Below are 26,491 nucleotides of genomic sequence, written 5' to 3' on the forward strand. Positions count from 1 at the left end.
GACGATCCGGGTGCGGGGCTGCGGTCGTTACCGCACGTCACAGTAGGTGTCGTTACCCCACCTCACGACAACGGACCGGGTAGTCTGTGATCGACCAAGGGCCTGTCGGGGGGCGCTGCTCGGGCGTTCTCGCCTGCGCGGATCCGGGCCGAAGCCTGTCCGAAGGAGTGCGCGTGAGTGTTTCCGACTCCCCTCGCGTCGGTGCACCCGCGTGGCGATCGTTGTCCTCGGCCCTGGCGCGACCCCGACTGTTCGCGTGTCTCGACCGGTGCTCCACGCTGACGGTGATCGACGCTCCCCCGGGCTTCGGCAAGCGGACACTCGTCGCGGGATGGCTTCATCAGGGCGGCGCACCCGACCACACGATCGTCTGGATTCCCGAACTCACCGCGTCCGGCGACGGCGACCTGTCCGAGCGTGTGCTCGAGGTCCTCGCCGACCACCCGGCCGTCGACGTCGCCACCGAGGGTTCCGACGAGTCCCCGTTCGAACGCGTGGTCCGTACCTTCCGCGATCTGGGCTCACCCTGCCTGCTCGTGCTCGCCTGTGTGTCGCCGGAGAACTCGGCCGACGTGCTCGAAGGGACCCTCCGGCTGCTCGATCGCTGCCCGCGGCTCGATGCGATCGTCTGCCTGCCGGGAAACAGCACCGACATGACCGAGGTCGTCCTCCGGGGAATCGACTCCACGTACGTCCCGGCCGCCGATCTCGCGTTCACCGTCGAGGAGACGACGACGCTGTTGCGCGACGCCGGACCGGAGCGCTCCGACAGCGAGTGCGAGGTCGTGTGTCGCGTGCTCGGTGGTGTGCCCACCTTGGTCTGGGCGGCCGCGGTCGTCGCCCGGAGCCGGCCCCAGCGCCTGATCGACTCCCGGGGACTGCCGACCCCTGCCTTGGCCCGCCTCGTGCGGACGTACGTCGAGAACCGGCTCGACGAACTCGACGACGCGCACCGCGAGTTCGCGTTCTCGGTCGCCGCTGCCCACAGTGTCACCGCCGACCGGGCAGCCGAACTGACGGGCACGGCGGATGCCGAAGCATCACTGGCCATGCTCGCCGCGGCAGGCCTCGTGATGGATTCGCCCTTCGACGATCCCCGGACGTGGCGGTGGCCCGACGCCGTCCGCTCCTGTGTGCTCGACATCTCCCGCCGGGAACACCCCGGACGGGTCGACGCACTGCTCGTCGAACTGGCCCGGGCGCACCGCGACGCCGGCAAGCCCGCCGAGGCGTCGATCTATGCCGTCGAGGCCGGCGACTGGCAGACCGCCGTGGCGATCGTCGAGGAATCCTGGGCGCGCATGGTCGACAGTTCCTTCGACGTTCTCGTCAAGGTGCTCCGGCAGATCCCCGACCAGGAACTCGGCGACCATCCGTCGGTCCAGGCCGGTCGCGCGCTGTTCACACAGATGCTCGACGAACATTCGATCCTGCACGCCTCCCTGCCCACGGATCCCGACGAACTCGCCGAGCTCGGGAAGACGCCCGGCGCCGCGCAGGCCGTCTACGTCGCGACGGTGCAGACCCTGACCCTGCGGGTCTCGGGCGAGTTCGGTGAGGCCGCGCGGTTGACGCTGCTGTTACGTCCGCTGGTCCATTCGATCCTCGAACACCGGCCCGACGATCTCGGCCCGCAGCTTCCGCTGCTGCGCGTGCAGTGGGCGATCACGCTCCAGCTCGCCGGATATCTGACCGAGTCCACCACTGTCTTCCGCCGCGCCTACCGCGGTGCCTACGCCGCGAACATCGCCTTCGTCATCCAGAACGCCGCAGGCAGCTCGGCGCTGAACTGGGCGGTGACCGGCGACAATCCGCGCGCCCGGGAATGGCTGCGCACCGAGAGCAACGCCGAGCCCACCGAGGGCCGCTGGGGCGAGATGGTCAAGGTGGGCGGCCGGGTGGCGTCCACGCTCGTCCACCTCGACTCGCTCGAGCTCGACCGTGCCGTCGGATATCTCGACGAGCTCGGCGTCCCGCGGGTCTCGGAGGAACTCTGGGGATTCGTCGCCTACGGCCGGGCCTACTACAACCTGGTGACGGGCAACGCCTACGACGGACTCACCGAACTCCACCGGCTCATCGCCTCGCACCACGACCTGTTCGCCCGCGGCGCGTTCTCCCGCATCCTGCTCGGGGCTGCCGAGATCGATCTGCATCTGGCGCTCGGCAACGGCAACCTCGCGCGCGCCCTCGCCGAGGAGGCGCCGCAGAACCATCCGATACTCGTGGTGACGAATGCGCGCGTCGAACTGTTCACCGGCCATCCCGACGTCGCGCTCAAGAAGCTCAAGCGCGTTCACTGGACGGAGTGCGGCTTCCCGCGCGCACATCTCGAGGCGTTGCTCGTCGAGGCGAGCGCCCATCTCGATCTCGACGAGAAGGACGCCGCGGTCCGCAGTTGGCAGCGGGCCTGCACACTCGCCGAGGCCCTCGGCAACCGCCGCGCCTTCACGACTCTGGCCGAAGGTGTCGCCGGGCGTCTCGCGGAACTCGGCGGTCCCACCGGCCCGGACGAAGCGATCGGGTCCGTCTTCACCGAACCCGTCACCCACGTCGAACTGTCCCGGCGTGAGACGGACGTGCTGGAGTTGCTCGCACTGGGATCGACGCACGCCGACATCGCGAAGAAGTTGTTCGTCTCGCACAACACGATCAAGACCCAGTTGCGCAGCATCTACCGCAAGCTCGGGGTGCACACGCGGGTGGAGGCGATCGGCCGGGCGCGTGATCTCAGGCTGTTGCCGGTCCGCCGGTCGCTGTAGCCGAACGCGCACGCATCCGGGCGGTGAGCCGCAGATCGAGCGCCCACACGACGCCCGCGAGCGCCGCCAGTCCGACACCGAGCACGCACACAGCGGTCCACCCACCGGCGCTCCACGCCATCGTGCCGAGCGCCGAACCGGATGCCGCCCCGACGAAGTAGCCCGTCATGTAGACCGAATTGACGCGCGAGCGGGCGTCGGGGTCGAGGGCGTACACGATGTTCTGGTTGGTAATGTGCACGAGATTGAGCGCGAGGTCGACGACGAGCATCCCGACGACGAACCACACCAGCGAACTCCCACCCGCCGCGAGCGCCGCCCACGACGCGATCAGCGTGAACACCCCCACCGCCGTCGTCGGCGGTCCGTAACCGCGGTCGACGAGCCGGCCCGCCGCGGTCGCGGCGAACGCACCGGCCACCCCGGCCAGCCCCACGAGGCCGATCTGCAGGTCGTCGAGGCCGAACGGCGGGTCGGACAGCAGGAACGCCATCGTCGAGAACAGCGCACCCACCGACGCGAAACCCAGTCCGCCGAGCAGCGTCCTGGTCCGCAGGCGGGGATGCGTGACGATCAACGTCCCGAGGGATCGCAGGATGCTGCCGTAACCCTGACGGACCACCGGTGGCGTCGCCGGCAGCACCCGCCACAACGCGAGGGCCACGATCACCATGGCGACCGTGCTCACCCGGTAGACCGTCGTCCAGCTGTCGCCGAGTTCGGCGAGGATGCCCGCGACGCTCCGGGCCACGAGGATCCCGACGAGCAGGCCGCTCATCACGGTACCGACCGCGCGACCCCTCGATTCCGGCGTCGCGAGGGTCGCCGCGAACGGCACCAGTACCTGCGCGGCCACCGAGAACAGACCGGCGATCGCGGTGCCCACCACGAGCACCCCGATGTTCGGTGCGAAACCGCTCAGCCCCTGACCCGCCGCCGCGGCCAGCATGAGCATCACCGCCAGTCGCCGCTGCGGGAACATGTCGCCGAGCGGCACGAGGAACAGCAGGCCGAGAGCGTAGGCGACCTGTGCGACCGTCACAGTGGAAGCGGCGGCCGATCGGGAGGTGTCCAGCGCTTCGGCGATGGAGTCGAGCAGCGGCTGGTTGAAATAGTTGCCGCCCACACACAGACCCGTCGCCACGGCCATGAGCACCAGGACCGGGGTCGTCAGGACGGCACGGGAGGACGTCATGTCCTCCAGCGTCCCGTGTGGGCGCGGCGGAAGTCGAATCGCCTCGTCGGCCGCCTGTCGAGGGCTACTCCCGGGACGCGGCGAGCAGGACGAACCGTCCGTCCGGATCCACCCATTCGTGCCGGACGACGAATCCCGCGTCGGCGAGTTCCTGCGAGATACCGACGAGGCGGAACTTCGCGGAGATCTCGGTCCGGATCTGCTCCCCCTCGGCGAGGGTGATCTGCAGATCGAGGCCCGGGATACTCACGTCCATCGCCTCGGTCGCCTCGAGGCGCATCTCGATCCACTCGTTCTCCGGGTCCCAGACGGCACGATGCACGAACCGGGCGGGATCGAAGTCGGCGCCGAGCCGGGCGTTGAGCACCCGCAGGACGTTCCGGTCGAACTCCGCCGTCACCCCCGCCGCGTCGTCGTAGGCGGCGATCAGGGTGTCGCGGTCGATGACGAGCCCGGCGCCGAGCAGCAACCACTCGCCGGGGTCGAGGATCGCGGCCGTCCCGGCAAGGAACTGTGCGCGCTCGCTCGGGACGAGGTTGCCGATCGTGCCGCCGAGGAACGCGATCGCGCGTTTCCCGCCAGCAGGAAGATGCGCGAGCGAATCGGTGAAATCGCCGACCACCCCGTGCACCGTCAGGTTCGGATACTCCGCCGCCAGTCTGGTGACGGCCGACCGCAACGCCGGTTCGGAGACGTCCTGCGGCACATAGGTGTGGAGATACGGTTCGAGGGCGTCGAGCAGCACGTGCGTCTTCTCCGACGACCCGGAGCCGAGTTCGACGAGCATCTCGGGGCGGGCGGCGTCGGCGAAGTCGGCGGCGTGCTGTCGCAGCAGGGTGAACTCGGTGCGCGTCGGGTAGTACTCGGGCAGCCGCGTGATCTCGTCGAACAGTTCGCTGCCGCGCGCGTCGTACAGCCAGGTCGGTGACAGGTACTTGGGATCGGACGTGAGTCCGCGCCGTGCGTCCTCGCGCAGTTTGGCGTCGAGGTCCTCGGGGCGCAGATGCACGTCGACGATCACGGTGAGCCGACCTCCAGTGGTGAGACGATGAGTTTGCCCGGCATCGCAGCGACGAGATGCCGGTCGGGTACGGGTTTCCAGCGACTGTCGTCGTCGAACGGTTCGGACGCCACGATCGCGACCTGCTCGTCGACGAACGTCCACAGCGAGTGGTACCAGGCGGTGGCCCAGATCCCGGATTCGTTGCACAGCAACATGTTCAGCCGTGAGTCCGGTGCGAGTTCCAGCACGTCGTGGACGAGTGAGATCAGTGCCGGTTCGGGATCGGCCGAGCGCAGCCGCGATTGGAGCAGGAGCCACAGCGTGGCGGCGTCGGTGGGCGATTCGAGCCGCAGCAGTTCGGCGACGGGCAGCGCGGCGGCGAGCGTGACGAGCGATCCCGGCCAGCCCCGGACGACACCGTTGAGGCTGAACGCCCACCGGTCGTCGGAGAAGGGTGCGGACGCCGATCGTTCGACGGGCATCCCCTCGGTGGCCGAGCGGGTCGCGGCGACGACGGTGCGCGACCGTATCGACGTCAGGCCTTCACCGACGAAGGAATCGGACCAGATCGGCAACGCCGACCGGTAGCGTCCGAAGGTGCCCTCGGCACTCCACCATCCGACACCGAAACCGTCGGCGTTGATCGTGCCTCCCCCACGCATGTCGGTGGGCGCCCACGACTGGCGGAGCAGTGAATTGGTTCCGGTGGACAACAGTGCGGCGACGTTCGTCTCCGGTCCGATGTACGCCAGATGTCTACACATCGCCCGTCCCGTACGCGACGCGGAGCCCGGAGAAGATCTGGCGGCGGATGGGCAGATCCCAGTTGCGGAAGGTTCCGCGGCACGCGACCTCGTCGGTTCCGAAGGAGCCTCCGCGCAGCACCCGGTGTCCGTCGCCGAAGAAGACCTCCGAGTACTCGCGGTACGGGAACGCGCGGAAGCCCGGATAACCGGTGAACGGGGTGGACGTCCACTCCCACACGTCGCCGATCAGCTGGTGCACTCCGAGCGGTGACGCTCCCTGCGGATACGCGCCGACGACGGCGGGACCGAGATGACGCTGACCGAGATTGGCGTGGTCGGGGCCGGGATCCTCGTCGCCCCACGGGAATCGGCGGCTTGCTCCGGTGGCCGGATCCCAGCGTGCCGCCTTCTCCCATTCGGCCTCGGTCGGAAGACGTCCACCGGCCCAGCAGGCGAACGCCTCGGCTTCGTGGAAGCACACGTGCACGACCGGCTCGTCCGGGTGCAGCGGCGCGGTGCGACCGAAGGCCGTTCGGTTCCATCCGGTTTCGTCGTGACTCCAGAATTGCGGGGCCTCGAGACCGGCGTCGAGGCGATGCCGCCAACCGACCTCGCTCCACAGTTCGGGCCGCTCGTAGCCACCGTCCTCGACGAACTCGAGGTACCGACGGTTGGTGACGGGCACCGCGTCGAGCTCGAACTCCGGCACCTCGACGACGTGCGCCGGACGTTCGTTGTCGAGGGCCCACGGATCGGTGGACGTGCCCATCTCGAATGCGCCGGCGGGGATCCGGACGCGTTCGGTGTCGCGGACGGTTCCGGTGCGCGGCGCGTCCGGCGCGTCGAGCAGCGGCGGCCCCTGCCGCAGTTGGTGAGTCGCGAGCATCGTCTCGTCGTGCTGCTGTTCGTGTTGTGCGACCATCGCGAAGACGAAGCCCTCGCGGGTCAGCTCGTCGTCGAATGCACTGTGCTCGAGCACGTCCCAGGTGAGATCGCGGACGGCACGCGCGTAACCGCGGGCGGCGTCGGGGTCGAGCAGCGGCAGCCCCGTGCGGGTCGCGCGGGGATGCCGGAACGCGTCGTAGAGATCGTCGATGTCGCCGCGGACCGCAGGGCGCCGGCCCGCGACCCGCACGAGCCAGCGTTCCTCCTGGTTGGCGATGTGCGCGAGATCCCACACCAGCGGGCTCATCAACGGCGAATGTTGTGCGGTGAGATCCTGTTCCGGCACGGAGGTGAGTACCTCGGTGCGGGCACGCGCCCGCTCGAGGTGACGCCTGAGCGCAACACGAGCAGGTGTCACCGCACCTCCTCACCCGGCGCCAGTCCGCGCAGGCACCGTGCCGCGGCCGCGTCGAGCGCCGCGGTGAACCGCATGTCGCGGGAGGACTCCGCCGCGAGCGAGAGCAGACCCGCTGCGGCAGCACGCAATTCGAGCGATGCGAGACCGACGCGGGCCGCCTCGGCCCACTGGTCGCGTACCGGGGCGGCGATCGCGCACGCCTCCACGGAGACCTCGGGTGCCGACAGCAACGCCTCGAGGGCCGCGACGGGTACCTGCCACGACTCGGCCGGTTGCGCATCGAGATAGCGCACCTCGAGGTGCCCGCACGGCCGAACGGGCGGGAACAGCGTCGTCATGTGGTAGTCGAGGTCGTCGACGGTGGGTCGACGACGGATGTCGGCGTCGAGCTCGCCCGCGAGCCATGCCGCGAAGGTCGCGCCGGGCGGTGCGTACCACTCGGGCAGCTCCGAACGCACGCAGGTCAGCGGTGCGTCGAGCACCCACGCGGGGTAGTCGGCGGGATGGTCGACGTGACCGAGAGCGGGATCGAGTTCGAGCCACGTGCGCATCCGCTGCGACGCCCAGTCGCCCTCCGGAGCGCCCCGCAGCCGGGGCGAGCACGCGAAGGCCGCGATCATCGCCGGGCCGATGGCGTGGAGCAGCTCCCAGCGCTGCACGATCTCCGCCTCGTCGCGTCCCGCGTCGACGGAAACCTGCACCGACGCAGTGCTGTTCATCATGAGCCGGCCCATCGGGCCGATGCGGTCGTAGCGGAGTTCCATCGCCCCGTAGCGCGGGGTGCGTAGCAGACGGTGGGGAGGCCGCACCTCGTCGGCGGCGCGGTCGAGCATGATCACCGACCGGCGGGCCAGCAACGCCCGGAGCATGCGGAGGTCGGCCGTGAGCCGATCGCACACCTGCCGCGCCGAGGTGCACGGCACGCTCGACAGCTCGACCTGACCACCCGGCTCGACGCTGACCGCACTGCCCGACGGCAGGGGACGGGCGGACGACGACGGCGCCACCGTGCGCGGTGCGTGGGGCCCGAGGGCCTCGACGAGCGTCGTGAGTTCGGGACGCGATTCGGTGCCGTCGGCCCGCGCGGTGAGCCATTCGAGTTCGACCCCGATCAACCTGGGAATTCCCAGCCGGAACGCCCTGCTGCGGACGTGATCCTCCGCTGCTGCTCGGGAGCCGAGTTCCTTACGGGCACGGGAGGCCGAGGCATCGACTGCCATTGCCATTCGTCCACCCCCTCGGCCGGTGCGCCAGGTCTGCGGTCGAGACTAACCCGCCCGGGGACACGACGCGCGGATAACGCACCGGTGCGTGCGCGAACGCACTCCACCGGGCAGGCTCGACTCCGACGATACGGACGACGGAGGAGGTGAGCGGTCCGTGCTGGACCTCCAGGCGGCTCGACGCGACACACCGGGATGCTTCGACCGGGTCTTCCTCGACAGCGCCGGCTCGTCGCTGCCCCCGACACCGGTGCTCGAGACGATGCTCGCGCACCTGCGCCGCGAGGCCGAGGTCGGCGGGTACGTGGCGGCCGACGAGCGGCTCGACGACCTGACGGCCGTGAAGACCTCGCTCGGTCGCCTGTTCGACGTGCCGGAGACCTCCCTCGCGCTGTCCGACGGCGCCTCGCGCGCATGGACGTCCTTCTTCTACGCCGTGCCGCTCCAACCGGGTGACCGCATCCTGATCTCGCAGGCCGAGTACGCCGCGAACGCGATCGCCGCGCTGCAGCGCGCGCAGGCGACCGGCGCCACCGTCGAGGTCGTTCCGTCCGATCCGTCCGGTCGCATCGACGTCGAGGCACTCGAGGGGATGCTCGACGAACGGGTGCGGCTCGTGTCCGTCGTACACGCCCCCACCAACGGCGGGCTGGTCAACCCCGTCCGGGAGATCGCCGACGCCGCGCACGCGGTCGGGGCGCTCGTGTTGCTCGACGCGTGCCAGTCGGTGGGGCAACTGCCGGTGAGCGTGCCCGAACTCGATGTCGACGCACTGTCGGGCACCGGGCGCAAGTGGCTCCGCGGTCCGCGCGGCACCGGTTTCCTCTACGTGCGGCCGCGGCTGGTGACCGAACTCGAACCGGCGGTGCTCGACCTGCGCAGTGCCTCGTGGACCTCGGCCGACAGCTACGAGCTCGCCCCCGACGCCACGCGCTTCGAGATGTGGGAGGCCTCGGTGGCGGCCCGGCTCGGTCTCGGCGCAGCCGTGGACTATCTCCTCGATCTGGGTGTCGACGCCGTGGCCGAAGCGGTGGCCTACCGGGCCGGGCACGTGCGGGACGGGCTCGCAGGCATCGACGGCGTCACCGTCACCGATCTCGGTGAGCAGCGCAGCGGCATCGTCTCGTTCACCGTGGACGGCCGCGACCCGCGGGAGGTCCGCGATGCCCTGGCCGAGCGGTCGGTGACGGTCACGGTCAGCAGCCGCAGTTCGACGCTGCTGGACATGACCTCGCGCGACCTGCAGTCGGTGGTGCGGGCGTCGCCGCACTACTTCGTCTCGCCCGCCGACGTCGACAGGTTCCTCGCCTCGGTGCACGACATCGCCCGTTCGTGAGGCCGTGCGCCGCTCGTGGCCGCGAGTCGACGACAGGGCTGTTTGTCCCCGCTCGACGTCGTCCGGTAAAGTGGTTCGAGTTGTCTCGGCGAGGGTGAACCGCAATATCGCTGGATCACCGTGATCGACGCGGCTGCGACGGAAGCAATGTGCTCCCCGGTCGCACGTGTCGGATCCGTTCGTTCGAGAACACCCGACCACGAAGTGCCACCAGCGTAGGAGCCGTCACATCATGTCCGACGAGAATCGTCTCGTAGCCAGCGTCCGCACCGAGTTCGGCAAGGGTGCCGCACGCCGCGCCCGTCGCGCCGGCCAGGTCCCCGCCGTCCTCTACGGCCACGGCACCGAGCCCCGGCACCTCGCCCTCCCCGACCTCGAGTTCGCAGCCGTGCTGCGTAACCACGGCACCAACGCCATCCTCACCCTCGACATCGACGGCGAGGATCAGCTCGCGCTGACCAAGTCGGTCGTCGTCCACCCCATCCGCCGCTACATCGAGCACGCCGACCTGCTCGTCGTGAAGAAGGGCGAGAAGGTCACCGTCGAGGTGCCCGTCGTCCTCTCCGGTGAGGCCGGCTCCGGCACGCTGGTGGTCAACGAGGTCAACACCATCAAGCTCGAGGCCGACGCCCTCAACATCCCCGAGGAGATCACCGTCTCGATCGAGGGCGCCGAGGCCGGCACCCAGATCCTGGCCGGTGGCGTCGAGCTGCCCGCCGGTGCGACCCTGCAGGACGATCCCGAGCTGTTGCTCGTGAACATCGTCGAGGCTCCCTCCGCCGACGCCATGGAAGGCGCCGAGGGCGAAGAGACCTCCGAAGAGGCCTCCGAGGAGGCCTGAGCCTTCCCCGGCTCCCTGTGAAGTCACTCGTGCGGCGCGTCATCCCTTCGGGGTGGCGCGCCGCACGTCGTTCGAATGCACGGAAGGATCAGCTCGTGGGCGACGACGCCGCGCTCGTGGTCGGTCTCGGCAACCCCGGCCCGAAGTACGAGAACACCCGGCACAACATCGGATTCATGGTGGCCGACGTGCTGGCCGGACGTGTGGGCGGCAAGTTCTCCGCGCACAAGCGCAGCAACGCCGACATCGTGCAGGCCCGGCTCGACGGGCGGCAGGTGATCATCGCGAAGCCGCGCACCTACATGAACCTGTCCGGTGGTCCGGTCGCCTCCCTCGCCAAGTTCTTCTCGGTCGATCCCGCGAACGTGATCGTCGTGCACGACGAGCTCGACCTGGACTTCGGGACGATCCGGCTCAAGCTCGGAGGTGGCGAGAACGGCCACAACGGCCTGCGGTCGACCTCGTCGGCGCTCGGCACCAAGGACTACCTGCGGGTCCGGATGGGCATCGGCCGCCCGCCCGGTCGCCAGGATCCCGCCGACTTCGTGCTCAAGCCGTTCTCGGCCATCGAACGCAAAGAACTCGACGTGTGGTGCGAGGAAGGCGCCGACGCCGTCGAACTGCTGTTGAAGCTCGGCCTCGAGGGCGCCCAGAACCGCATCCACTGACCCCGCATCGATCGGCGCGGGACGGTCAGGCCCGCGTCAGCAGCGCCAGCGAGGTGCCGCGACGCAGCTTGCCCGAGGAGGTCTTCGGGATGCTGCCGGGACCGAGCACCGCGACCGTGCGGGGCCTCACGCCCACCTCGGCGACCACCGCGTGCACGACGTCGTGTTCGATGCGGCGCACCTCGTCCGGGTGGTCGAAGAGTTTGGTCTCCACGGCCACCGCGAACGATTCGCGCTTGTCCCCCGCGTCGAGCCGGATGGCGACGGCGTTGCCGGGACGCACGCCGTCGACGGTCCCCGCCGCCCGTTCGATGTCGGTGGGATAGATGTTGCGGCCGCCCATGATGATGACGTCCTTCACCCGGCCGCACACCACGACGAGTCCGTCCTCGGTGAAGTAGCCCACGTCGCCGGTGTCGAGCCAGCCGTCCGCATCCTGCGCGGGGACGGGTCCGTCCACGGTGAGATAACCGTGCGTGACGGCCTCGCCGCGCAACTGGATGATGCCCACGCCGCGGGGCGGCAGCACCTGCCCGTCGCGGTCGACGACCCGGCCCTCGAGACCGGCCACGAGACGGCCGAGGGTGGGCATGCGGCGTGCGTGGGTGCGGTTGGTCGGCACGGCCATCCCGCCGGCTTCGAGCAGGTCGGGGTCCACCACGTCAAGCACCATCCCGCGTCCCGGATCGGGAACCGACACCGCGAGGGTGGTCTCGGCCATCCCGTAGGAGGGCGCGAGGGCGGACGGGTCGAGACCGAAGCGCTCTCCGGCCTCCGCGAGCGCCTCCATCGTGTCGGGATCGACCGGCTCGGCACCGTTCCACATCCAGCGCATCGACGACAGGTCCAGCGCGCCGTCCGGCGCCTGCGACAACTTCCGGGCCAGCAACGAGTACGCGAAATTCGGTGCTGCGGTGAGGGTTCCGCGATACTTGCTGATCAGCTCCGCCCACAGGATCGGCGAACGCAGGAAGTCCAGTGGCGTGACCGACACGACCTCGGCGCCCACCTGCATGGGGACGCTGAGGAAGGCCACCATGCCCATGTCGTGGAACAGCGGCAGCCAGCTGATCATGACGTCGTCGTCGAGCGAGAACTTGACGCGGTCCATCATCGCCGTCGCGTTGGCGTAGAAGTTGCCGTGCGTGATCCGCACCGCCTTCGGCGAGCCCGTGGAGCCGGACGTCAGCTGTTGCAGCACGATGTCGGACTCCGCCGTGTCGACGGGATCGACGGGCCTCCCCTCCCGCATCCGCTCCACGGTGACGACGGAGATGCCGCGTTCGCGCAGCAGCGGCTCCGCGATCTCGAAGGGTGCGCCGAGCACGACGGCGCGGGCGTCGATCATCCGCAGCACCACCTCGGTGTCGCGCGACCACATCTGCAGGTCGGTGCGCGGGGTGGGCTGGTGCAGCATCGTCACGCTTCCGCCGCGCATCCAGACAGCCTGGCAGACCGGCGCGATGTCCACCGGCTGTCCTGCGAGGACGCCCACCGCGTCACCGGGTCCGATGCCCGCCGCGGCCAGCGCGCCGGCCATGCGTCGCGCCTGCCGGTGGATCCCTCCCCAGCTCTGCCGCAGCGGCGTATCCGGTTCGCCGGTGATCAGAGCCCCGGTGTCCGCCTCCGCCGTCGCGTACATCTCCTCGGTGAACCTGCTCACGACCCGCTCCTCGTCCGGTGGTGCACGACCTCGATCAAGATCCGGTAGTTGCACATCAGCGTGCGCCGTCGAGCGGTCGGTATGGGGCGACCCCGGGGAAACGTGATCGAATCTGGCGGAAATCGACACCGAATCGCCGAGTAACATGGACGAGTTGGCGGCGATAGCGCCCCTACTCCCTGCCCCCTTCGAGAGGTTTTTCCCGTTGAGCACCCCGCACGCTTCGGCCGACAGTCAATCCACCGGCACGACGGAGCCTGCGCAGTCCTCCGGCACAGCGAAGCCCGGGTCCGCGAAGGAGGTCAGAGCCGAAGCCGAGCGCAGACGCACCTTCGCCGTCATCTCCCATCCCGACGCCGGTAAGTCGACGCTCACCGAGGCGCTCGCCCTGCACGCGAAGGTCATCTCCGAGGCCGGCGCGGTCCACGGCAAGGCCGGCCGCAAGTCGACGGTCTCCGACTGGATGGAGATGGAGAAGGCCCGCGGCATCTCCGTCAGCTCCACGGCCCTGCAGTTCAACTACACCCGCTCGGACATCGCGGGCACCGACGACGAGGTCGTCAACGTCGTCAATCTCGTCGACACCCCCGGCCACTCCGACTTCTCGGAGGACACCTACCGCGTCCTCACCGCCGTCGACGCCGCCGTCATGCTCATCGACGCGGCGAAGGGCCTCGAGCCGCAGACGCTGAAGCTGTTCCAGGTGTGCCGCCACCGGGGCATCCCCGTGGTCACCGTCATCAACAAGTGGGACCGCCCCGGCCGCACTCCGCTGGAACTGCTCGACGAGATCGACGAGCGCATCGGCCTGACGCCGACTCCCCTGTTCTGGCCCGTGGGCATCGCCGGCGACTTCCGCGGTCTGCTGCGCCGCGGCGAGGACGGAGACGCGGCCGAGTACATCAAGTTCACCCGCACGGCCGGTGGCGCCAAGATCGCGCCCGAGGAGCATCTGTCCCCCGACGAGGCGCTCGCCCTCGAGGGCGACACCTGGGTCGAGGCCGCCGAGGAGTCCGAACTGCTGTCGGCCAACGGCCAGGACCACGATCAGGAGTTGTTCCTCGCCGGGCAGACCTCGCCGGTGATCTTCGCGTCGGCGATGCTCAACTTCGGTGTGCGGCAGATCCTCGACACCCTGGTCACGCTCGCTCCGCCGCCGCGGGCCCGTCTCGCGATCGACGAGACCGCTCGCGAGGTCGACGATCCGTTCAGCGCCGTCGTGTTCAAGGTGCAGGCCGGCATGGACACCGCCCACCGCGATCGGCTCGCGTTCATGCGTGTGGTCTCGGGTGTGTTCGAGCGCGGCATGGTCGTCACGCACGCGCAGACCGGTAAGCCCTTCGCCACCAAGTACGCGCTGACGGTCTTCGGTCGCGAACGCTCCACGGTGGAGAACGCCTATCCGGGCGACGTCGTCGGCCTGGTCAACGCGACCGCGCTGGCGCCGGGCCACACCCTCTACGTCGACAGGAAGGTGGAGTTCCCGCCGATCCCGTCGTTCGCGCCCGAGCACTTCGCGATCCTGCGGGCCGAGAGCGCCTCGAAGTACAAGCAGTTCCGCAAGGCCGTGGACCAGCTCGACTCCGAGGGCGTCGTGCAGATCCTCCGCAACGACGTCCGCGGCGACGCGTCGCCGGTGATGGCGGCCGTCGGTCCGATGCAGTTCGAGGTGGTCGCGGCGCGGATGAAGGCCGAGTACAACGTCGATCCGAAGATCGAGCATCTCGGCTACTCGCTCGCGCGTCGCACCGACGCGGCCTCGGCCGACGAGCTGAACCGCCAGCGCGGTGTCGAGGTGTTCACCCGATCGGACGGCGTGCTCCTCGCTCTCGTCAGCGACAAGTGGCGGCTGCAGTACATCCTCAAGGAGCTGCCGGAGCTGACTCTCGAACCGTTGGTCGCGGCCACCGACTGACCGTCCCGACGACGCCGGACGGGTAGTGCGTCCAGCGGATTTTACTGATACTTTCCCTTTCGTCGATCCGACGTATTCGGGTGGAATCAGGAGTTGTGTCGATGAACGACGACGTACCGGCCACGGCCGGTGAGGACCTGTCGTCCGGTGGGACGGCGGAGACCGGCAGGCGATCCGGACGCGCGAAGCGCTCGGGCACCTTCGTCTACCCGTTGCCGAGCACTCCTCTTCCGAGCAGTACCCCGCTGACGAGTACGCCGGATCCCGGAACACACCGCACGAGCGTGGGGGACGCAGTGCTCGAAGGTGACCCGGCCGGCGGGGTGGGCGCCGGCAATTCCGAGGAAGGAACGACCCTGGTGAGCAGCACCGGCACGAACGGCTCCGCGAGCGGGCCCGCCACCACCACCACGACGACCACGACGGCCACCGAGAGCCTCGGCACGATCACCGCACCGGGCCCGGTCCCGTCACGGCGCAATTCGATGGGCGTGGCGTCGGTGCGCATCGCCGCGCGACTCGCGCAGAACGAACTGACCTCCCGCGACTCGCGCGGCATCGGCTCGCACGGCGACCCGATGGCAGATGACGACGAACTGCTCACCCTGCTCGGCGAGTACCTGCTCGCCGGTGGCCTCGAGAAACCCGAGATCCACGCGACCCTCGGTGGGCAGCCCATCGTCGTCGACCTGCAGGTACCGCAGCGTCACGCCCGGTAGCGGCGGGCAGGTCCCGGGTTATCCGTCGCCGAACAGTGCGGCGATCGCCGCCGGATCGACGTCCTCGAGCGTCGCGGGCGACCACTGCGGGTCGCGGGTCTTGTCGACGAGCACGGCGCGCACACCTTCGATGAAGTCCGGCGTCGCGGCGACGCGCACGGCGACATCGAGTTCGCGGGCGAAGCATTCCTCGAGGGTGCTCTCGGCGCCGCGCCGCATGAGTTCGGCCGTGGCCCACACGCTCGTCGGCGACAACGACCGCAGGGCCGTGCGGGTCTGCTCCGCCCACTCGGCGTCGATGTCGGTGAGGCTGTCGAGGCGGGCCACCATGTCGAGCACCGTGCCGTCGCCGAACACCGTTTCGATATCGGGGAAACGGTGTGCCAGGGAGGATCCGGGGGCCGGTTCGACGAACTCGTCGAGGGCGTCGCGCCACTGGCCGGCGCGGATGCGGTCGGCGAACTCGTCGATGCGGGCGCTGGGCACATGGTGCGTGGCCAGGCCGACGGCCAGCGCGTCGCCGGCGTCGATGCGGGCACCGGTGAGTGCGAGGTACATCCCCACCGCGTCGCACCGCGCGGTGGTGCCGCGCAGGCGCGGGAGGAAGTGGCTCGACCCGATGTCGGGGACGAACCCGATGGCGGTCTCGGGCATGGCCATCGTGGTCTTCTCGGTGGTGACGCGCACCACGCCGTGCACCGAGATACCGAGGCCACCGCCCATCGTGACGCCGTCGAGGACGGCGAGATAGGGCTTCGGGTAGGTGGCGACCAGTTCGTCGAGGCGGTACTCGTCGGCGAAGTACTCCCGGACGGTGTCGAAGCGTCCCTCGAGGGCCACCTCGCGCACCGGCTTGACGTCGCCACCGGCGCAGAACGCGCGGTCGGACGTGCTGGTGACGAGCACGGCCGTGACGGCCGGGTCGTCGCGCCAGGCGAGAAGCGACGAACGGACGTCGCGGATCATCGACCGGTCGAGCGCGTTGAGCGCACCGGGACGGTCGAGTTGCACTTCGCCGACTCCGTTGGCGACGCGTGTGCGGATGAAGGACTCGTTCACGGGCGGGAGCCTACCGGTCGCACGGGACGGATCCCTCTCACGCGACACGTCACGGATGAAGTTCCTCGGTGACCCACCGCTCGCCCACCCGACGGTAGCGACACCGCAGGTGCCGCCGGCCCGGGTCCGCCTGCCAGAACTCCACGGCCTCGGCGGCGACGCACCACGCCGTCCAGTGCGGCGAGACGAGGTCCGGATCGTGTTCGAGCGCGGTCAGGCGTTCCCGCACGAGGGCGTCGTACTCGGCGGGATCGGTGAGGACCTCGCTCTGGTGTCCCGTGGACGCGACCGCACGGGCGAAGATCGACCGTTCCCGGAAGTCGCGGGCACACACCTCGGGTGGGCCGACCAGGACGGGCCCGCGCACGCGGATCTGCCGGCCGAGTTCGCGCCAGTACACGGTGAGCGCGGCGGCCGGTGTCGTGTCGAGCTGGCGGCCCTTCGGGGAACGGTCGTCGCCGGAGAACCACCAGCCGTCGTCGGTGACGTCCTTGATGAGCAGCATGCGTGCGTCGGGCGTCCCGGACGGGTCGACGGTCGACAGGGTCGCGGCGTGCGGCTCGGCGACGCCGGCCTCGGCCGCCTCGGCGAGCCACCGGAGGAAGGTCTCCTGCGGCGTCGCGGCCGGTTCGAACCGCGGGGCGGACGCCGTGAGGGTGGGCAGGGCCCGGATCCAGCCACGGACATCGGGAAACTCACTGCGACGCGCGATCTCGCTCATCGCCGCATGGTACCGAGCGGGGAGCTCATTCCCGAGGGGGCGGCAGCTTGCCGGTCAACGGGCCGACGAGCATCCAGCGATGCCCGAAGGGATCGAGCAGGGTGGCGTTGCGATGACCGTGGGCCTCGTTGATCCACCTCTCGACCGAACCGCCGGCCAGACGGGCGCGGGTGAGCACCGTGTCGGTATCGGCGACCTCGAGCATCAGGCTCACCGAGACCGCTCCCTCCTGCGGCGCGGTGAGTCCGAGTTCAGGGAATTCGTCTGCGAGATAGATCATTCCACTGGGGAACCGCAGTTCGGCGTGCCCGACACGACCGTCGTCCATCACGACCGGTTCGGCGGTCAGCGAGGCCCCGAACACCCGGGTGTACCACTCGATCGCCTCGTGGGCCCGCGGCACCGTCAGATAGGGCAGCGCCCCCGGGCGGGGAAAATCGCCGGAGCCTCCCGGAGGGGGAAAATCGGCGGAGCTCTCCGAGACCATCTCGTCGTTCCCGCTCAGGACGCTTTCGGTTGCTGCAGCAGCGCCCATCGATTGGTCGTCAACCGGACCGAAGGCGAGTCGCCCATGCATGTGACCGTCTCCCAGTTGCGTTGATATCCGGTGCGGCTGATCCGCCAGCATCCGTCGTCACCCAGGCTGTATCGATCGTGGTAGTAGGCCGATCCGCGCAACATCATCCCGTCCTCGGGGATGATCACGGTGTCGGACAGCAACCACACCCCGGTGGCGGTGCGGCCGTCGTCGGCGATGTCGATCTCGGGATGGGAACACGTGTGCTCCGTGATCAAGCGCGTTCCCAGCGTGTTCTCGAGGAAACCTATGAAGGCGTCGCGTGAGTCGAAAACGAGATGCTCCCCGTAGACGGCGTGTGCGTCGGGGGTGAGGGTGTTCGCCAGTTCGTCCCAGTCCTTCGTGTCGAGCGCTCGCGCATAACGGTATTTGAGCCGCGTGATCTCCGCTACCGCCTGCACATCCATCGTCGGCCTCCCATTGGCGCCCCCCCTGCGAGTATTCGCATTCCAGGCTAGCCCGGACGACCGGCGCAGACGGCCGGAATCACACTGTTACCAGGCGGCATTCGATCGCGATTCGGTCACGGGAGACCGCACCGGTCACGACTCGGGACGGCGCAACGCGCGGATCGTCGCGTCGACGACGAGTTCGGCGTAGTCGTCGTCGACGCTCTGGTCGGGGGTCGCCAACGCGAACAGCGCGTGACTGAGCACGGTGCCGGTGACCATCTCGAGCAGCAGCGTCGCCGAGGTGTCGGCGGGGAGTTCACCGCGCTCGACGGCGCGGTGCACGATCGTGCGCGCCGCGAGCACGCGGCTGCGGTTGAGGGTGTGGATCAGCCGGGCGAGCAGTTCGGGATTGGCGCGGGCATCGAGCGCGACGCGCAGGCTCACCAGGCCCGGGGTGGTCCGGTAACCGCGCAACAGTTGCCGGGCGAGTTCGACGAGATCGGACCGGAGCGCGCCGGTGTCGATCGGCACGGGCAGCGGACTGCGTGCTTCGAGGGCCTGGACCAGCAGGTCGTCCTTGCTCGACCACCGGCGGTAGAGGGCGGCGCGGCCCACCCGCGCGCGTCGCCCGACCGCGTCGATCGTGAAGCCACGCCAGCTCGTCTCGGAATACACCTCGAGCACGGCGTCGAAGACGCGGTCCTCGAGGTCGGCGTCGCGGGGGCGCCCGCGGCGGCGCGGTGCGGGTACTTCGGTCACGTCGGGCAAGTGTGCCAGACCACTCCTCGATTTACAGACTGAAATAGTCCGTATTAAGCTGGCCGCGTCCTCCTCCCCCCGAGCAGACCGAAGGAACGCCATGACCGACCCCACCCGGGTTCCCGTCGTGATCGGCGTCGGCGACCTGCGCTCCGGCCGTGCCGGTGCGCCCGCCGACCCGCGTGAACCGCTCGACCTCATCCACGAGGCCACCCTCGCCGCGATCGCCGACTCCGGCGCCGATCTCGCCACGCGGATCGACACCATCCACGCGATCAGGACCGCGAGCTGGAACTACGACGACCTGCCGGGCCTGCTCGCCGAACGTCTCGGCGCGACACCCGAGCACACGTCGACCACGCCGATCGGCGGCCACTGGCCGGCGGCCCTGCTCGACCGCATCGGCCACGACATCGCCGCGGGCACCAGCACCGTCGCGCTGCTCGTCGGCGGCGAGGCGCAGGCCTCGGCGACCAACTCCTACAAGGCCGGGACGGATCCGGTCACGCTCGGATGGACCACCGCCCCGGGCGGCCCCGCGCCGATCAGCAACGAGGACCTCGGCAGCCCCGCGATGCAGCGCGCCGGCATGATCGTCCCCACGCGCGTCTACCCGCTGTTCGAGAACCGGCTCAGCCACGATCTCGGACACTCGCGCGAGAAGTCGCTCGACTGGTCGGCGACGCTGTACGCCGCCTTCTCCGAGTTCGCCGCCGAGAACCCGGCGTCGTGGAACCCCGAGCGCCGCACCGCCGACGACATCCGCACCATCGCCGGGAAGAACCGCCTCGTCACCGACCCGTACCCGCTGCTGGTCAACGCGATGCCGTTCGTCGACCAGGCCGCGGCCGTGGTCGTCACCTCGCTCGCCGTGGCCCGCGAACTCGGCGTCCCCGACGACCACCTGCTCTACGTGTGGGGCGGTGCCGGCGCGACCGAGCCCTCGGACGTGCTCGCCCGCGGCGACTTCGGACGCTCGGCCGCACTCGACGACGCGCTGCGCCGCACGCTCTCGGCGACCGACCTGCGTCCCGGCGACTTCGACATCATCGACGCCTACAGCTGCTTCCCCGTGGTCCCGAAGCTGCTCATCGAGCAGCTCGGTCTCCCCCGCGACACCGTCCCGTCGGTGACCGGCGGGCACTCCTTCTTCGGCGGCCCGCTCAACAGCTACACGCTGCACTCGGTGGTGTCGGTGGCAAAGCGGTTGCGTCAGGACGGCGAGCTCGCCCTCGTGCACGGCAACGGCGGCTACCTGACCTACCAGCACGTCGTGGTCCTCGGCTGCGCCCCGCACACCGACGGCTACGTCGGCGACCCCGACCACGTGCTGCTCGAGCCGTCGGCACCCGAGGCCGCCACCGACTACAGCGGTGAGGTCCAGATCGTCACCGCCACAGCCGAATTCGGTCGCGACGGCAACCCGTTGATCGGCTTCCTCATCGGTCTCACCCCCGACGGCCGGCGTGTCTCCGGCCAGACCGACGCCGCCGGCGCCGCGGTCCTCGCCGCCGGAGCCGACATCGTCGGCGAGACCGTCCACGTCACCGACAACGGTGGCAATCTCACCGTCACCCGCATCGAGCACCTGTCCCCCGAGGAGTCCCAGTCGTGAGCGAACCCGTCGTTCTCGTCGAGAAGCGCGAGCACGTCCTGCTCGTCACCATCAACCGTCCCAAGGCGGCCAACAGCATCAACGCCGACGTGCACCAGGCACTCGGTGAGGCCTGGGACCGCGCCGAAGAGGATCGCGACGTGCGCGTCGTGGTGCTCACCGGTGCCGGCGACGCCGTCTTCTGCGGCGGCGCCGACCTCAAGGCCCTCGGCACCAAGGGACCGGACGGGGTCACCCCGCCCGAGACCGCCCACTGGGGCTTCGCCGGTGTCGTCAAGCACCACATCTCCAAGCCCGTCATCGCCGCGGTCAACGGCACCGCGCTCGGAGGTGGCACCGAACTCGCCCTCGCGAGCGATCTCGTCGTCGCCTCCGAGACAGCCGAATTCGGCCTTCCCGAGGTGCACCGCGGCCTGATCGCCGGTGCCGGCGGCGTCTTCCGCATCGGCCAGGCCATCCCCCGCGCCGTCGCGATGGAACTCGTCCTGGCGGGCAAGCCGATGTCGTCCGCCGACGCCCTGCGCTGGGGCCTCGTCAACCGGGTCGTCCCGCAGGCCGACGTCCTCGACACCGCTCTCGCTCTCGCCGCCGACGTCGCGAAGGGCGCTCCGCTCGCCGTGCAGGCCAGCAAGACCGTCGCCCGCGGCATCATCGACGGCAACGTCCCCGCCGAGGACCTGCCCTGGGAGCTGACCGACAAGGCCCTCGCACGTCTCACCACCAGCGCCGACACCCTCGAAGGCGTCATGGCCTTCATGCAGAAGCGCGAACCCGTCTGGAAGGGCGAATAGGCATGACCACCACCGAAGTGATCCGCTGGGACACCGACGAGCAGAAGGCACTCCGTCAGCTCGCCGCGGACTTCACCCGCAAGGAGATCGTCCCCCACCTCGACGAGTGGGAACGTGCCGGCGAGATCCCGCGCGAACTGCACCGCAAGGCCGCCGACGCGGGCCTGCTCGGCGCCTCGGTCGCCGAGGAGCACGGCGGCTCGGGCGGCACCGCCCTCGACATGCTCGCGATCCTCGAGGAGATCATCCTCGCCGGTGGTTCGTCGGGCCTGATCTCGGCGCTGTTCAGCCACGGCATCGCGACCCCGCACATCGTCTCGTCGGGCAACACCGACCTGATCGAGCGGTTCGCACGTCCCGCGCTCGAGGGTCGCGCCATCGGTTCGCTCGCGATCTCCGAGCCCAGCGGTGGCTCCGACGTCGCGAACATCCGCACGACCGCGCGTCGTGACGGCGACGAGTACGTCATCAACGGTGCGAAGCTCTACATCACCTCGGGTACGCGCGCCGACTTCGTGACCACCGCGGTGCGCACGGGCGACGCCGGCGCCGGCGGCATCTCGCTCGTCGTCGTCCCCACGGACACACCGGGTTTCACGGTCTCCCGCAAGCTCGACAAGATGGGCTGGCTGTGCTCGGACACCGCCGAGCTGTTCTACGACGACGTGCGCGTGCCGGTCTCGAACCTCATCGGCGCCGAGAACTCGGCGTTCGGTCAGATCGCGCAGCAGTTCCAGGGTGAGCGCCTGTCGCTGGCCTTCCAGGCCGTCGCCACCGCGCAGCGCTGCTTCGACCTGACCGTCGAGTGGGTGAAATCCCGTGAGACGATGGGCCGCCCGCTGTCCAAGCGTCAGGTCGTGCGGCACCGCCTCGCCGAGCTCGCCACCGAGATCACCGCGGCGAGGACGTTCTGCCGTTCGGTCGCCGAGCGGTGGGTCAACGGCGAGGGCATGCTGCTCGAGACCTCGATGGCGAAGAACAACGCCGTCAAGGTGTGCGACCACGCCGTCATGGAGGCGGTTCAGCTCGCCGGTGGTATCGGCCTGATGCGTGAGAGCGAGGTCGAGCGCCACTTCCGCGACGCCCGCGTCCTCGGCATCGGTGGCGGCACCAACGAGATCATGAACGAGATCATCAGCAAGCTGCTCGGCCTGTAGGTCTCCGCCCGAACTCGGGGGAGGAAATGTGCGACTTTCCTTGCGGAAGCGCACATTTCCTCCCCCTACTCGTTTCAGTCACGCGCACGGAGCATCTCCAGGGCGACGACGACCACCACGGCGATCACGACGTGCATCAGCGTCAGCGCGACGGTGCTCGGCGTGTCGAAGTCCGCGGAGATCGTGCCCTGGATCGTCGCCAGCGGCAGCAGCGCCCCGACGACCTGCGCGATCCGCGCGAAACCGTTCCACCACAGGGTGAGCAGGGCGGCGACGGCGAGACCGACGGTGAGCGGGACGACGGACATGAGCACCACGCCACCGGGCGCCGCGCTCACCACCTCACCGGCGTCGGTGTGTTCGAACGAGCCTCCCGCGACGAGCCCGGCGGCCCACAGCACGAGGTTGACCACCAGTGCGGTCACGACGGACGCGGCAATCACCACCGCGGAACGCGCGAGCCGGGACTGCGGGAGATGCGTAGAGGTACCGGATGTTTCGGTGACGGACATGAATCCTCCTGATGGGCGTTCCTTCTGACGACGCCCATCCTGCGACCTCGAGCCGACTCGAGGTCAAGAGGATTCAGTCGAGATCTTCGGCGAGCTCCATCCACTGCTCCTCGGCCGCTTCCTTCTCCGCGACCACCTCGCGCAACTGCGCGTCGAGCTTCTGCAGCCGGTCGGGATCGGTCGCCGCCTCCGCGAGGTCGTGGTGCAGCTTCTCCTCCTTCTCGGTCAGCTTCGCGACGAGACGCTCGAGGCGTGACAGTTCCTTGCGCGCGGCACGTTCGGCGGCACCGTCGCGCTTCTTCGGCTGCTCCGCGGCGTCGCCGGTCTTCGAGACGGTCGACGCCACCGACGGCACGTCGCCGTCGCCCATGGCCGCGCGCCGGCGCAGGTACTCCTCGATACCACCGGGAAGGTTCGTGAGCCGGCCGTCACCGAACAGGGCCCATGTCGAATCACAGATGCGTTCGACGAGATACCGGTCGTGGCTGATGACCACGAGGGTTCCGGCCCAGCCGTCGAGCAGGTCCTCGAGCTGCTGGAGGGTGTCGATGTCGAGGTCGTTGGTGGGCTCGTCGAGGAGCAGCACGTTCGGTTCGGCCATGAGCACGCGCGTGAGCTGCAGGCGGCGACGCTCACCACCGGACAGGTCGCCGACCGGGGTGCGCTGCCGGGCCGGGGTGAAGCCCAGGCGTTCGGCGAGCTGACCGGCGGAGATCTCCTTGTCGCCCAGCGTGATCCGCTCGGCCACCTCCTTGACGGCCTCGAGCACCCGCATGTCGGTGGGCAGATCGTCGAGTTCCTGACGCAGCCAGCCGATCTCGACGGTCTGCCCCTGGATGCGACGTCCCTGCGCCGGTTCGAGTTCGCCCGCGAGCGTGCGCAGCAGGGTCGTCTTGCCCGAGCCGTTGACGCCGACGAGACCGATCCGCTCACCCGGGCCGAGACGCCAGGTGAGGTCGCGGACCAGTTCGCGGCCCTCCGGAGTGGTGAGCGTGGCGTCCTCGAGTTCGATGACGACGCGGCCCAGGCGACGCTTGGCGAACGACGCCAGCGCCACCGAGTCGCGCGGCGGCGGCACGTTCGCGATCAGCGCTTCGGCGGCCTCGATGCGGTACTTCGGCTTGGACGTGCGGGCCGGGGCACCGCGACGCAGCCACGCGAGTTCCTTGCGCGCGAGATTGCGGCGGCGCTCCTCCATCGCGTCGGCCTGGCGGGCACGCTCGGCGCGCGCGAAGATCCAGTCGTTGTAGCCGCCCTCGTAGCTCTCGACCTGCCCGTTCACGACCTCCCAGGTGCGGGTCGCGACGGTGTCGAGGAACCAGCGGTCGTGGGTGACGACGACGAGCGCGCTGCGCCGCGACAGCAGGTGCTCGGCGAGCCACTGCACGCCTTCGACGTCGAGGTGGTTGGTGGGCTCGTCGAGGACGAGCAGGTCGAGATCCTGCACGAGGGCTGCGGCGAGGGCGACCCGGCGACGCTCGCCGCCGGACAGGCCGTCGACGACCGCGTCGAGGCCGAGATTGTCGATGCCGATGCCGGTGAGCACCGAGCGGATGCGTGCGTCGCCCGCCCACTCGTGCTCGGCCACGCCGAGCGGCCCGAGGACGACCTCGCCGACGGTCGAGCCCTCCTGCAGACCGCCGCGCTGAGTCACGACGGCCATGCGCAGACCGTTCACGCGGCTCACCCGGCCCGAATCGGGCTCCTCGATGCCGGCGAGCACCTCGAGCATCGTCGTCTTGCCGCCGCCGTTGAGGCCGACGACACCGATCCGCTCCCCCTCGTTCACGCCGAGGGACACCGAGTCGAGCAACGGCTTGATGCCGAACGACTTCGAGACCTGTTCGAGGTTGATCAGATTCGCCACGTGGAGCAACGCCTTCCGAGGATTGCGGGGATGTACTACAGGATCAGGGGTGTGCGGGATCGGCGTCGCCGACGACACGGGCGCCGGGCACCGGACCGGAGGCGACCCGCACCGTACGGCACACACCGGCACCGGCGAGTTCGGCACTCACGGTGACCGCGGCGTGCTGGTCCTCGACGAGGAACGCGCAGGTGGGGCCCGAACCGGAGACGATGCCCGCCAGAGCACCGGCCTCGACACCCGCGCGGAGCGTGCGTCGCAGCATGGGGTCGAGCGACAGGGCCGCGGCCTGCAGGTCGTTGCCGAGCAGGGGCGCGAGCTGGTGGGCGTCGCCGGAGCCGAGCGCGGAGAGCACGGCATCGGCGCTGCCGACGCGCTGAGGTTCCCCCTCGGCGCGCAACCGGTCGAGTTCGCGGAAGACGACCGGTGTGGACAGGCCGCCCTTCGCGAGGGCCAGCACCCAGTGGAAGGTGCCGCGGGTGAGGACGGGGACGAGGCGCTCGCCCCGTCCGATTCCGATCGCCGTTCCGCCGTGGAGGCAGAACGGCACGTCGCTGCCGAGGCGGGCGGCGAGATCCGCGAGGTCCTCCCGGGGTGCCCCGATCCCCCACAGCGCGTCGAGCGCGACCAGCGTCGCGGCCGCGTCGGCACTGCCACCGGCCATTCCGCCGGCGACGGGGATGCCCTTGTCGATCGTGATCGCCACGTCGGGGGTGCGCGCGGCCCGCTCCGCCATCATCTCGGCGGCGCGCCACGCCAGGTTCGTCGAATCGGTGGGCACCACCTCGGCGCCCGTGCCGCGCACCGTCACGCTCAGGGTGTCGGCGGGGACCACCGACACCTCGTCGTACAGGGACAAGGCCTGGAAGACGGTGTGCAGGTCGTGGTAGCCGTCGGGACGGAGGTCGCCCACCGCGAGATGCAGGTTGACCTTGGACGGGACCCGCACTGTCACGGGGGTCGGCACGACGGAAAGCACGAGTACAGAGCTTACTCGGGATACGGATGCTTCCCGACCGCCGCGGCCACGCTCTACGATCGGGCGACTCGTGAACACTCTGGAGGAAATGTGACTCGATCCGTACGCAATGCGGTCGCCGTCTGCGTCGTCGCTGCGGCGGCCACGCTGGGAACCGCCGGCGTCGCCTCGGCCGAACCGGCCCCGCCGCGCGTCTGCTCGCTCGGCGACCTGGTCCTGCGCTCGCTGAATCTCGTGGACTGCGTCAATCCGCCCACCGGCTCCGCCGGAGTGGCCACCGGTTCGGCCGACTCCGCGGGGTCGTCGACCGGCTCGTCCGGCGTGGGCATCACCGGTTACGGCGCACTGATCGGCTGACCGGACACAACGAATCCGGGCCGGCACCCTTTGAGGTGCCGGCCCGGATTCGGAGAGTTATCGGTATCAGCCGATGACGGTGACGCCGGTGGCCTGCGGGCCCTTCTGGCCCTGGCCGATCTCGAAGCTCACGCGCTGGTTCTCCTCGAGGGTGCGGAAGCCGCGGCCCTGGATCTCGGAGAAGTGCACGAAGACGTCAGCGGAGCCGTCCGAGGGAGCGATGAAGCCGAAGCCCTTTTCGCCGTTGAACCACTTCACAGTACCTTCAGCCATGTTGCTGTCCTTCACTTGCAGGCAGAACGGATATAGACGTTCTGTCTCGTCGGGAGTC

25 protein-coding genes are annotated in these 26,491 nt (G+C 69.7%); 10 read left to right on the forward strand and 15 right to left on the reverse strand.

Annotated elements, in window-relative coordinates:
- The first annotated feature begins 173 nt into the window (after positions 1 to 173).
- Positions 174 to 2,762, forward strand: a complete 2,589-nt coding sequence (locus ACPCXD_RS12810; RefSeq protein ID WP_229567403.1) for a LuxR C-terminal-related transcriptional regulator — start codon at positions 174 to 176, stop codon at positions 2,760 to 2,762.
- Here the strand turns inward: ACPCXD_RS12810 and ACPCXD_RS12815 are convergent.
- The 5 genes from ACPCXD_RS12815 to egtA form a co-directional block, all read right to left on the reverse strand.
- Positions 2,731 to 3,957 carry an MFS transporter gene (locus tag ACPCXD_RS12815; RefSeq protein WP_145691643.1) on the reverse strand — a complete coding sequence of 409 codons (1,227 nt, stop codon included), beginning with the start codon at positions 3,955 to 3,957 and terminating at the stop codon, positions 2,731 to 2,733. The genes ACPCXD_RS12810 and ACPCXD_RS12815 overlap by 32 nt on opposite strands.
- Before the next feature lie 64 nt (positions 3,958 to 4,021).
- Entirely contained in the window at positions 4,022 to 4,978 is a 957-nt protein-coding gene (egtD, locus tag ACPCXD_RS12820) for an L-histidine N(alpha)-methyltransferase (protein WP_088899095.1), read from the reverse strand.
- Entirely contained in the window at positions 4,975 to 5,724 is a 750-nt protein-coding gene (gene egtC, locus ACPCXD_RS12825) for an ergothioneine biosynthesis protein EgtC (RefSeq protein WP_088899094.1), read from the reverse strand. The genes egtD and egtC overlap by 4 nt, the downstream gene beginning before the upstream one ends.
- Positions 5,717 to 7,009, reverse strand: a complete 1,293-nt coding sequence (egtB, locus tag ACPCXD_RS12830) for an ergothioneine biosynthesis protein EgtB (protein ID WP_423659835.1) — start codon at positions 7,007 to 7,009, stop codon at positions 5,717 to 5,719. Before egtB ends, egtC begins: the two co-directional genes overlap by 8 nt.
- A complete protein-coding gene (gene egtA / locus ACPCXD_RS12835) occupies positions 7,006 to 8,229 on the reverse strand; it encodes an ergothioneine biosynthesis glutamate--cysteine ligase EgtA (RefSeq protein ID WP_145691644.1) in 1,224 nt (407 codons plus the stop codon). Before egtA ends, egtB begins: the two co-directional genes overlap by 4 nt.
- Positions 8,230 to 8,389: 160 nt before the next feature.
- Between egtA and ACPCXD_RS12840 the strand changes: the two genes are divergently transcribed.
- From ACPCXD_RS12840 to pth, 3 genes are all read left to right on the forward strand, one after another.
- Positions 8,390 to 9,568: an aminotransferase class V-fold PLP-dependent enzyme gene (locus tag ACPCXD_RS12840; protein ID WP_088899122.1), complete on the forward strand. Its 1,179-nt coding sequence runs from the start codon at positions 8,390 to 8,392 to the stop codon at positions 9,566 to 9,568.
- Positions 9,569 to 9,800: 232 nt separating this feature from the next.
- The gene (locus tag ACPCXD_RS12845) at positions 9,801 to 10,409 is read left to right on the forward strand and encodes a 50S ribosomal protein L25/general stress protein Ctc (protein WP_088899091.1); all 609 of its coding nucleotides are present in this window, start codon (positions 9,801 to 9,803) and stop codon (positions 10,407 to 10,409) included.
- 95 nt (positions 10,410 to 10,504) lie between these two features.
- The gene (pth, locus tag ACPCXD_RS12850) at positions 10,505 to 11,077 is read left to right on the forward strand and encodes an aminoacyl-tRNA hydrolase (RefSeq protein WP_088899121.1); all 573 of its coding nucleotides are present in this window, start codon (positions 10,505 to 10,507) and stop codon (positions 11,075 to 11,077) included.
- A 25-nt stretch (positions 11,078 to 11,102) separates the two neighbouring features.
- On the opposite strand, the gene ACPCXD_RS12855 is transcribed toward pth, so the two are convergent.
- On the reverse strand, positions 11,103 to 12,740 hold the full coding sequence (locus ACPCXD_RS12855; protein ID WP_088899090.1) for a fatty acyl-AMP ligase: 1,638 nt from the start codon (positions 12,738 to 12,740) through the stop codon (positions 11,103 to 11,105).
- Positions 12,741 to 12,945: 205 nt separating this feature from the next.
- Between ACPCXD_RS12855 and ACPCXD_RS12860 the strand changes: the two genes are divergently transcribed.
- Positions 12,946 to 14,655 carry a peptide chain release factor 3 gene (locus ACPCXD_RS12860; RefSeq protein ID WP_016695768.1) on the forward strand — a complete coding sequence of 570 codons (1,710 nt, stop codon included), beginning with the start codon at positions 12,946 to 12,948 and terminating at the stop codon, positions 14,653 to 14,655.
- Between the two features lie 101 nt (positions 14,656 to 14,756).
- Entirely contained in the window at positions 14,757 to 15,374 is a 618-nt protein-coding gene (locus tag ACPCXD_RS12865; protein WP_202399333.1) for a hypothetical protein, read from the forward strand.
- Positions 15,375 to 15,392: 18 nt separating this feature from the next.
- On the opposite strand, the gene ACPCXD_RS12870 is transcribed toward ACPCXD_RS12865, so the two are convergent.
- From ACPCXD_RS12870 to ACPCXD_RS12890, 5 genes are all read right to left on the reverse strand, one after another.
- The gene (locus tag ACPCXD_RS12870; RefSeq protein ID WP_160873886.1) at positions 15,393 to 16,433 is read right to left on the reverse strand and encodes an enoyl-CoA hydratase/isomerase family protein; all 1,041 of its coding nucleotides are present in this window, start codon (positions 16,431 to 16,433) and stop codon (positions 15,393 to 15,395) included.
- Positions 16,434 to 16,482: 49 nt separating this feature from the next.
- Positions 16,483 to 17,154: a pyridoxine/pyridoxamine 5'-phosphate oxidase gene (locus tag ACPCXD_RS12875; RefSeq protein WP_160873885.1), complete on the reverse strand. Its 672-nt coding sequence runs from the start codon at positions 17,152 to 17,154 to the stop codon at positions 16,483 to 16,485.
- 25 nt (positions 17,155 to 17,179) lie between these two features.
- Positions 17,180 to 17,641, reverse strand: coding sequence for a VOC family protein (locus ACPCXD_RS12880; RefSeq protein ID WP_016695772.1), 462 nt, complete (start codon positions 17,639 to 17,641; stop codon positions 17,180 to 17,182).
- A gap of 14 nt (positions 17,642 to 17,655) precedes the next feature.
- Positions 17,656 to 18,138, reverse strand: coding sequence for a nuclear transport factor 2 family protein (locus tag ACPCXD_RS12885; RefSeq protein WP_016695773.1), 483 nt, complete (start codon positions 18,136 to 18,138; stop codon positions 17,656 to 17,658).
- Between the two features lie 135 nt (positions 18,139 to 18,273).
- The gene (locus ACPCXD_RS12890) at positions 18,274 to 18,882 is read right to left on the reverse strand and encodes a TetR/AcrR family transcriptional regulator (RefSeq protein ID WP_016695774.1); all 609 of its coding nucleotides are present in this window, start codon (positions 18,880 to 18,882) and stop codon (positions 18,274 to 18,276) included.
- A 100-nt stretch (positions 18,883 to 18,982) separates the two neighbouring features.
- On the opposite strand from ACPCXD_RS12890, the gene ACPCXD_RS12895 reads away from it, so the two are divergent.
- From ACPCXD_RS12895 to ACPCXD_RS12905, 3 genes are read left to right on the forward strand one after another with little or no spacing between them, the layout of a single operon-like run.
- Positions 18,983 to 20,497, forward strand: coding sequence for a TLP1 C-terminal extension domain-containing protein (locus ACPCXD_RS12895; RefSeq protein ID WP_423659841.1), 1,515 nt, complete (start codon positions 18,983 to 18,985; stop codon positions 20,495 to 20,497).
- A complete protein-coding gene (locus tag ACPCXD_RS12900) occupies positions 20,494 to 21,288 on the forward strand; it encodes an enoyl-CoA hydratase/isomerase family protein (protein WP_088899083.1) in 795 nt (264 codons plus the stop codon). The genes ACPCXD_RS12895 and ACPCXD_RS12900 overlap by 4 nt, the downstream gene beginning before the upstream one ends.
- Before the next feature lie 2 nt (positions 21,289 to 21,290).
- Positions 21,291 to 22,445, forward strand: coding sequence for an acyl-CoA dehydrogenase family protein (locus ACPCXD_RS12905; RefSeq protein ID WP_088899082.1), 1,155 nt, complete (start codon positions 21,291 to 21,293; stop codon positions 22,443 to 22,445).
- A 74-nt stretch (positions 22,446 to 22,519) separates the two neighbouring features.
- Here ACPCXD_RS12905 and ACPCXD_RS12910 read toward each other — a convergent pair whose 3' ends face one another.
- From ACPCXD_RS12910 to ACPCXD_RS12920, 3 genes are all read right to left on the reverse strand, one after another.
- On the reverse strand, positions 22,520 to 22,957 hold the full coding sequence (locus ACPCXD_RS12910) for a DUF6069 family protein (RefSeq protein ID WP_088899081.1): 438 nt from the start codon (positions 22,955 to 22,957) through the stop codon (positions 22,520 to 22,522).
- A gap of 73 nt (positions 22,958 to 23,030) precedes the next feature.
- Positions 23,031 to 24,824: an ABC-F family ATP-binding cassette domain-containing protein gene (locus ACPCXD_RS12915; protein ID WP_160873883.1), complete on the reverse strand. Its 1,794-nt coding sequence runs from the start codon at positions 24,822 to 24,824 to the stop codon at positions 23,031 to 23,033.
- 43 nt (positions 24,825 to 24,867) lie between these two features.
- Complete coding sequence (locus tag ACPCXD_RS12920; protein WP_301846263.1) at positions 24,868 to 25,803, reverse strand: 4-(cytidine 5'-diphospho)-2-C-methyl-D-erythritol kinase; 936 nt, start codon at positions 25,801 to 25,803, stop codon at positions 24,868 to 24,870.
- A gap of 90 nt (positions 25,804 to 25,893) precedes the next feature.
- On the opposite strand from ACPCXD_RS12920, the gene ACPCXD_RS12925 reads away from it, so the two are divergent.
- Entirely contained in the window at positions 25,894 to 26,160 is a 267-nt protein-coding gene (locus ACPCXD_RS12925) for a hypothetical protein (RefSeq protein ID WP_088899079.1), read from the forward strand.
- Between the two features lie 66 nt (positions 26,161 to 26,226).
- Here the strand turns inward: ACPCXD_RS12925 and ACPCXD_RS12930 are convergent, their stop codons facing one another.
- The gene (locus ACPCXD_RS12930; RefSeq protein ID WP_026061436.1) at positions 26,227 to 26,433 is read right to left on the reverse strand and encodes a cold-shock protein; all 207 of its coding nucleotides are present in this window, start codon (positions 26,431 to 26,433) and stop codon (positions 26,227 to 26,229) included.
- Positions 26,434 to 26,491: the final 58 nt, after the last annotated feature.

The sequence above is a fragment of the Rhodococcus sp. AB351 genome (assembly GCF_049538275.1).
GTDB lineage: Bacteria > Actinomycetota > Actinomycetes > Mycobacteriales > Mycobacteriaceae > Rhodococcus.

Bases quoted from the DNA above. Each gene is read 5' to 3' on its own strand.
- ACPCXD_RS12815 (WP_145691643.1), bottom strand. From the start codon at position 3,957: ATGACGTCCTCCCGTGCCGTCCTGACGACCCCGGTCCTGGTGCTCATG.
- egtC (WP_088899094.1), bottom strand. From the start codon at position 5,724: ATGTGTAGACATCTGGCGTACATCGGACCGGAGACGAACGTCGCCGCA.
- egtA (WP_145691644.1), bottom strand. From the start codon at position 8,229: ATGGCAGTCGATGCCTCGGCCTCCCGTGCCCGTAAGGAACTCGGCTCC.
- ACPCXD_RS12845 (WP_088899091.1), top strand. From the start codon at position 9,801: ATGTCCGACGAGAATCGTCTCGTAGCCAGCGTCCGCACCGAGTTCGGC.
- ACPCXD_RS12865 (WP_202399333.1), top strand. From the start codon at position 14,757: ATGAACGACGACGTACCGGCCACGGCCGGTGAGGACCTGTCGTCCGGT.
- ACPCXD_RS12875 (WP_160873885.1), bottom strand. From the start codon at position 17,154: ATGAGCGAGATCGCGCGTCGCAGTGAGTTTCCCGATGTCCGTGGCTGG.
- ACPCXD_RS12880 (WP_016695772.1), bottom strand. From the start codon at position 17,641: ATGGTCTCGGAGAGCTCCGCCGATTTTCCCCCTCCGGGAGGCTCCGGC.
- ACPCXD_RS12885 (WP_016695773.1), bottom strand. From the start codon at position 18,138: ATGGATGTGCAGGCGGTAGCGGAGATCACGCGGCTCAAATACCGTTAT.
- ACPCXD_RS12895 (WP_423659841.1), top strand. From the start codon at position 18,983: ATGACCGACCCCACCCGGGTTCCCGTCGTGATCGGCGTCGGCGACCTG.
- ACPCXD_RS12905 (WP_088899082.1), top strand. From the start codon at position 21,291: ATGACCACCACCGAAGTGATCCGCTGGGACACCGACGAGCAGAAGGCA.
- ACPCXD_RS12910 (WP_088899081.1), bottom strand. From the start codon at position 22,957: ATGTCCGTCACCGAAACATCCGGTACCTCTACGCATCTCCCGCAGTCC.
- ACPCXD_RS12930 (WP_026061436.1), bottom strand. From the start codon at position 26,433: ATGGCTGAAGGTACTGTGAAGTGGTTCAACGGCGAAAAGGGCTTCGGC.